Source organism: Escherichia sp. MOD1-EC6162, from assembly GCF_002965125.1.
Classification (GTDB): Bacteria; Pseudomonadota; Gammaproteobacteria; order Enterobacterales; family Enterobacteriaceae; genus Escherichia; species Escherichia marmotae.
This window is the reverse complement of the sequence record NZ_PTSB01000055.1, coordinates 1-6,245: the sequence shown is the minus strand read 5'-3', so window position 1 is coordinate 6,245 and position 6,245 is coordinate 1. Positions and strand designations below refer to the sequence as shown.

General features: G+C 55.0%; 4 protein-coding genes and 1 pseudogene. All 5 read right to left on the bottom strand.

From position 1 onward, the window contains the following. Positions 1–87 precede the first annotated feature (87 nt). On the bottom strand, positions 88–1,353 hold the full coding sequence (locus A9587_RS23780) for a prophage tail fiber N-terminal domain-containing protein (RefSeq protein WP_442899313.1): 1,266 nt from the start codon (positions 1,351–1,353) through the stop codon (positions 88–90). A gap of 64 nt (positions 1,354–1,417) precedes the next feature. Beyond that, entirely contained in the window at positions 1,418–2,017 is a 600-nt protein-coding gene (locus A9587_RS23775; RefSeq protein ID WP_105279847.1) for an Ail/Lom family outer membrane beta-barrel protein, read from the bottom strand. A 67-nt stretch (positions 2,018–2,084) separates the two neighbouring features. Beyond that, positions 2,085–5,498 (bottom strand): phage attachment tail tip protein J, encoded by a 3,414-nt coding sequence (gpJ, locus tag A9587_RS23770; RefSeq protein WP_105281976.1) that lies wholly within the window; start codon positions 5,496–5,498, stop codon positions 2,085–2,087. A 60-nt stretch (positions 5,499–5,558) separates the two neighbouring features. Beyond that, positions 5,559–6,134 (bottom strand): tail assembly protein, encoded by a 576-nt coding sequence (locus A9587_RS23765; protein WP_236941953.1) that lies wholly within the window; start codon positions 6,132–6,134, stop codon positions 5,559–5,561. Then, positions 6,098–6,245 (bottom strand): annotated as a pseudogene (locus tag A9587_RS24825) (phage tail protein); the annotation flags it as partial. The gene A9587_RS23765 and the pseudogene A9587_RS24825, both read right to left, overlap by 37 nt.

The window sequence follows — 6,245 nt, the reverse complement described above, 5'->3', positions numbered from 1 at the left end:
TACCCGAAGTGATTCCACTTAATGAATAAAAAAGCAGCGGCCAATGCCGCTGTTTCGTTTGAAGCGCGAAAAGTAAAGTTTTCGCATTTATCGTGAAACGTTTTCGCGTTTTTCGTGCGCCGCTTCAGCCACGGTAATATGCCCGGACTTATCAATATACGTTGCTGATGAAGCGCGGCTAAATTGGCATATGCCATTAACAGGCATTGTTATTTCATCACTGCCGATGGTTATTGTTTTATAGCCCGGGGCATACCCTGTTATCGCTTCCAGAGAATCATTCAAGGGTAGCCAGATATCAGGAAGCGGAGGGACAGAAGCAGGATCAGCGGCATCTTCTGCAATCCGGGCTGCATTCTCTGCTCTTGTTGCGGCTGACGTTGCTTCTGTCTCGCTGGCTGCTGCTTTTGTTTCACTCGTCTTTGCGTTAGTTTCACTGGCTTTTGCAGCTTTTTGGCTATTAGCTGCCGCTGTTGCAGAACCAGCTGCAGCACTCTCGCTTTCGGCTGCTGCATCCTGACTGTTTTTCGCCGCAGTTTCGCTGGCTTTGGCATTCGTTTCGCTGGTCTTCGCTGCCGTCTGGCTGGACTTTGCGTTAGTTTCGCTCGTCTTCGCTGCTTGCTGGCTGTTAGCCGCAGCAGTTGCTGATCCGGCTGCTGAAGTCGCAGAACCGACTGCCGCGCTCTCGCTTTCGGCTGCTGCATCCTGACTGCTTTTCGCCGCAGTTTCACTGGCTTTGGCATTTGTTTCGCTGATCTTCGCTGCCGTCTGGCTGGACTTTGCGTTGGTTTCGCTCGTCTTTGCGGCTGTCTCGCTGTTTTTCGCGTTGGTTTCTGATTTTTTAGCTGCTGTCGCGGAATTTGCCGATGCAGTCTGCGAGGCCGCTGCCGCCTGTGCGCTGTTAGCTGCATTCGTTTCTGAGGTTTTCGCCGCGTTCTTCGATGATGCCGCTGCAGTTTCGGATTTCTTTGCCGCCGCTGCGCTCTGAGAGGCGGCTTCGGCGTTGCGTGCCGCTTCTTCCACCATTGCCTCAAAACGACGCAATGCCTCCGGCATGACATCCTCTTCCGTCATGGCACCGAGAAAATCATTCAGCGTACCTGGTCTGGAGCCTTCATAGACGGTAATGGTTCCGGCATGTGAAGGCGGAAAACCTTCAACCAGCAGGATGACGCTGTACTGGCCATACTCAACATCCATACTGTAACGCCCGGCTTCATCCGGATTTTCAGAGGCCACCGTGTTCACCAGTACCGTGGTGCTGTTACGCTTTGCCTTCAGTTGAATAGTGCAGTTCTGTATTGGTTTTCCCGCACCATCTTTCAGCACACCTGAGATTTTTACTGCTGCCATATCCACTCCACAAAAAAGCCCGCCAGAATCTGCGGGCTGTCATAACACTGTGTTACCTGGCTAATCAGAATTTATAACCGACACCCACGATGAAACCGTCAGTGCGCCAGTCGCCACTGCCGGAACCCTCATAAGCAAGGTCAATGGCCACGGATTCGGTCGGGTTAAACTGCACGCCAGCCCCCCACGCCAGAGACGTGTTGCTGTGGCGACCGCCATCACTCCCGGTCAGCACATCGTGCGTTTTCCCCTTGTTGTCAGTTACGCGGAGATAATCCCCGGAGAACGTCGAAACACGGCTGTAAGCCACACCTGCCATCGCATAAGCACTGAACCATTCATTCACGCGTACAGACGGCCCCGCCATCATGCTGAACCAGCGGTTACGCACGGAATCCTCATGCCAGCGGGTATCGCTGTAACGGGTAAGCTGGCGATTCTTGTCTCCTGCATAGCTGAATGACGTCACCAGCCCCAGCGTGTCCGTAAATTCATAACGGTATTTCACGTTAATGCCCTTCAGGTCATCGTTGCCGGGCATATCAGTATGGGACTGAAGATACCCGCCGCTTAGTGTGGACTGATGCTCTGCTGCGCTCGCTGGCGTACCAGCGGCGACCAGCCAGACTACTGCAGACAGAATAACAGCACATAATTTACGCATAATTACCTCTCGCTTTTCTGCAATAAAAAAGGCGCCATTTCTGGCGCCCGTATTGGGGTTATAAAATTCAACTAATACTGATACCGGAAGCAGCTTTTTTGGTCACAATCACCGTACAGTCTGTGATGTTACCTGCGCCCTGATTGCCTTTCTGGAAAATCTTAAACTCCAGAGTGACGCTACCACCACCACTCGGCATATCAATAACCGCACTGTAACTACCGGGAATGGCTCCTTTAGTTTCTCTGGATGCGATTAATACGCCGTTTTTGCGAACTTCAAAACCATAACCCGTGTATCGCGTACCTCCCGGGTTATTACCGCTCCCCGGATCGTCATACGCCACACCGTTAAAAATAATGGGCGGAATAATAATCTGGCGGTCAAAGTTATGATCATCGTAAATGGTGACTGTAACCGTCCCGTTTGGTGTTTCCGTGTTACCCCACGTACCAGCCTGTTTCGGGAATGATTTGGAGACAGTTTTAACGAAGTCACCTCTGACCTGGTTCGCCTCCAGCATGCCCTTAATCGTACAGTTTTCATTTACCGTGACGTTGTTGAGCGTCCCGGAGTTCGCGTTCACGTTACCGCTGATATCCGCATTTTTCGCCGTCAGCCGCCCGTCCGGTGTCAGGGAAAATACCGGAGGATTGCCGCCGCTGGTAATGGTGGGAGCCGTCAGATACTTCAGGAACACTTCGTTCATGAATATCTGGTTGCCCTGCGCAACAAACATCGGCGTTTCATTCCCGTTTGCCGGGTCAATAAACGCGATACGGTTAGCGGCAACCAGGAACTGGCTCAGTTTGCCTTCCTCTGTATCCTCCATGCTGAGGCCAAGCCCCGCGACATAATGCTTACCGTCTTCGGTCTGCTCAATTTTGACGCCCCACATGGCATTCCACTTATCGTTGGCGTCCTTCCACTCTTTCGAAAACTGATCCAGTCTGCTGGCGTTATCCTCTGTCAGGTCGACTTTTTCCAGCAACTCCTTGCCGAGATGGGATTCAGTTATCTGGCCTTTGAAAAAATCCAGGTAACCTTCCGCATCATCGCTCGCCCGACCGACAGCCTCCACGAATGCCGATTTGCCAACGGTGTTCACACTGCGAATGTAAAAATAATAATCATGGTCCGGCTTAATATTGATACTGGCAGCTATCCAGTACAGCGCCGTGCCAAGATAGCGGGCTGTGGTTTCAACCTGCCTGATATCCGCAATCCGCTTTTCCGAGAACCAGAACTCAAACTGTACCGTCGGATCATAAACGGCAAGATGGGGCGTGGCGGTTATCTGAAAATAGCCAGGTGTCAGCTCAATCCGAGACGGCGCTGCCGGTGCGGCAATCCGGAACGATACCGATGCCGGATCGCCCTGCTGCCCCCAGGCATTTGCCGCCCGGACTGTCAGCCTGTAGTTTCCCAGCGCCAGTTGCGTGAAGCGGTATGTGGTTTCCGTCGTCCGGGCCGTGCTGACCAGCCGCTCACTGCCGTCATCCGCTGCCACGGTCAGGCGAAGCATAAAGCTCCCCCCCTTCACCACCTTCGGCGTGTCCCAGCGCGCCAGCACCTGGTATTCCCCGCTGTCTGCGGTGACTTCTGCGGTCAGGTGCTGCACTGCTGGCGGCGTGACACCATTCACCGTGCCGCTCTGGTCGCCGTCAAAGTGCGCCCCGTTATCCACGATGGCTTCTTTCTCCGGTACATGCTGCACGGCAGTGATGGCATACGTACCGTCATCGTTCTCACGGATACTCACACAGCGGAACAGGCGCTGGCGCAGCGTCGGCAGCTTCAGCCCCCACACGCTGTACTCGGCAACGCCGTCAGGAACCCGGCTCACTTTCACCTTCACGCCGTCGGTGACGGACTGGACCTCCACGCTGACCGGATTCCCCTGTCCGTCAACCAGGCTTATCAGCGTGGTGCCGGAGGATGGCAGCGTGATTTCACGGTCGAGCGTCAGTGTCCGCGTCTGGCTGTTCACCGCCAGCACGCGCCCGCCGATGCTGATCCCCGCATAGTCATCATCACAGATTTCAATGACATCACCCGGTACATGGCGAAGCCCTTCGGCACCCACGCTGAAGTCCACGGTCTGCGTTTCCAGCAGTTCCGTTTTAATCAGCCACAGCCCGGCGCGATGTGCCTGCCCCCGGCTGGTACAGCCAAAGGCATCCATCTTCGTGACGTTACGACCGTAACGGGCAATGGCCTGCGTGTCCTCCACAAGCTCTGTCGCCGTCTCCCAGCCGTTATCCGGGTCAATCCAGTTCACCTCAACGGCATTATGGCGGTCCTTCAGGGCGCTGAAGCTGTAGCGGAACGGCGCGCCATCATCCGGCATCACCACATTACTGCGGTTATAGGTCCACACCTTATCCGACGGTCGGTCCTGCACGAACGTCAGCGTCTGCCCGTTCCATACCGGCATACAGCGCATCGCCGAGCAGAAATCACTGAGAACATCCCACGCCTTACGCTGTGTGGTCAGGTAAGCGTTACAGGTGATGCGCGGCTCCGTGCCACCAAAGCCATCCGGCACTGACTGATCGCAATACTGGCCGATGACATACAACGCCCATTTATCCACATCCGCCGCACCAAGACGTTTCCCCATGCCGTAGCGCGGGTGGGTCAGCATATCCCACAGACACCAGGCCATATTGTCGCTGTATGCTGGCTTAAACGTTCCGTCCCAGATACCGCTGTATTGCCGCGTCTGCGGGTTATAGTTCGACGGCACCTGCAGAATGCGCCCGCGAAGATGATAATTACGGCTCACCTGCTGGCTGCCGAACTGCTCCGAATCCACCTGCACGCCGACCAGTGCCGTGTTCGGGTAGCACTGTTTCACATCGATGATTTCGGTGTATGACGACCAGAGCGTTTTGTTCTGCAGCTGGTCTGTGGTGCTGTCCGGCGTCATCCTGCGCATCCGGATATTGAACGGGCGCGGCGGCAGTTTATCCACCACCACCGAGGCCAGATACTGCGAGGTGGTTTTGCCCTTAATGGTGATGTCTTTTTCCGTCACCCAGCCACCGTTACGTTGTATCTGAACCAGCAGGCGGACTTCCGACGGATTCCGGTCACCCTTTGAGGTAGTTTCCACCAGTGCCTGCACGCCGAAAGTAAAACGCAGACGGTCAATGTTTGCCGACGTGATGGTCCGGGTGATCGGCGTGTCATATTTCACTTCCGTACCCAGCACCGTCTCGGAGCCGGAGGATTCAAATCCCTCCGGCGGTGTCTGCTCCTGCTCACCTGCCCGGAACACCACCGTGACGCCGGAGATATTGGTATTCCCCTCACTGTCCAGCACCGGCGTACTGTTCAGCAGCACGCTTTTTAATCCATCCCCCGGACCTTCAATCGGCCCTTCGCTGATGACATCGATCACACTCAGCAACTGCGTGGATTTCAGGTTGTCCTTCGCTTCGCGCGGGGTATGCCCCTTACTGCTACCTTTACCCATACCTCATGCTCCATAAACGACAAAACCGCCCGCAGGCGGTTTCACATAAAACATGTTACATCAGCGACCAATCACCACGATTTCACCACCATCACCTTCATCAGCTGTACTGATCTCCTGAGAAACCACACGTGACCCCACGCGCATTTCACCGAACAGAACGGGCAGGACATTGCCCTGGGCAACCATGTTATCCAGTGAGGAGAAATAGGTGTTCTGCTTTCCGTTATCCGTGCTGGTCGTTGTTGCGGTACTCGCTTTCGGTGCCAGCATCTGTGCAACACCGCCAAGCGTCATCGCCGCACCCATTGAAAAGAGAATGTCACTGAAAGCGATACTGATCCCCGGCATCCAGATTGCCGTAGCAATCAACGCCGCACCCAGCACCGCCTGAAACACACCGCCACTTTTTGCTCCCGCAAGACGCGGCACGATGTGGATCACGGCACCATTTGCCAGCGGCTCATTAAGACGGGATGATAATTCGGTTTCTCCTGCATCACGCCCGGCAATGCGCACCTGATACCAGCCCTCATTCAGTTTCTGACGAAATGCCGGGAGCTGTGTGGCCAGTGCCCGGATGGCTTCAGCCCCCGTTTTCACACGAAGGTCGATGCGGCGGCCAAATCGTTGCAAATCCCCGTAAAGGCAGATGCGTGCCATGCCCGGTGACGCCAGAGGGAGTGTGTGCGTCGCTGCCATTTGTCGGTATACCTCTCTCGTTTGCTCAGTTGTTCAGGAATATGG